This is a genomic window from Bradyrhizobium sp. SHOUNA76, assembly GCF_023006445.1.
In the GTDB taxonomy this organism is placed as follows: domain Bacteria; phylum Pseudomonadota; class Alphaproteobacteria; order Rhizobiales; family Xanthobacteraceae; genus Bradyrhizobium.
In genome coordinates this window covers 1-516 of sequence record NZ_JALBHA010001133.1, presented here as the reverse complement: position 1 = coordinate 516, position 516 = coordinate 1, and the positions used below count along the sequence as shown (strand labels likewise).

General features: G+C 69.8%; 1 protein-coding gene. It reads right to left on the bottom strand.

Annotated features, from left to right (window positions below; all coding sequences use genetic code 11):
- Positions 1-516, bottom strand: a 516-nt coding sequence (locus MOV74_RS40140) for an FAD-binding oxidoreductase (protein ID WP_404979244.1), incomplete at both ends; no start/stop codon positions are given.

Below are 516 nucleotides of genomic sequence, written 5' to 3'. Positions count from 1 at the left end.
CACGTCACGGATCGTGGCCCACAGCGCCGCAGAGGCCACGTCCTCGACCAGCGTCGCGGTTCCGAACGGCGCCAGCAATTCGCGCAGCGATCCGGCGCGGTGGGCGGCGGAAGCGATGATGCCTTCGAGCCGCAGCACGGTCAGCGCCTCGCCCTCCCCTAGGAGATCGCCAAGCCCCTCGATCTTCGCCCGGAACGCCGATTTCGGCAGATGGGCCGCACCGGAGACGTCGAAGGGCGAGCCGAGCGCCGCGGTCATGGCCTTGTTGGCGGCGGCATCGTCGAGGCCGCGCAGCAGCAGTGTCCGCTCGGCCTCAGGCTTGGGCATCACCTTCAGCGTGACCTCGGTCATGACAGACAGCGTTCCCCAGGACCCCGCGAGAAGCTTGCAGAGGTCGTAGCCGGTGACGTTCTTCACCACCTTGCCGCCGGTCTTGAAGCTGTCGCCGAAACCGGAGACCGCATGCGCCCCGAGCAGGTGATCGCGCGCCCCGCCCGCCCTGATGCGCCGCGGGCC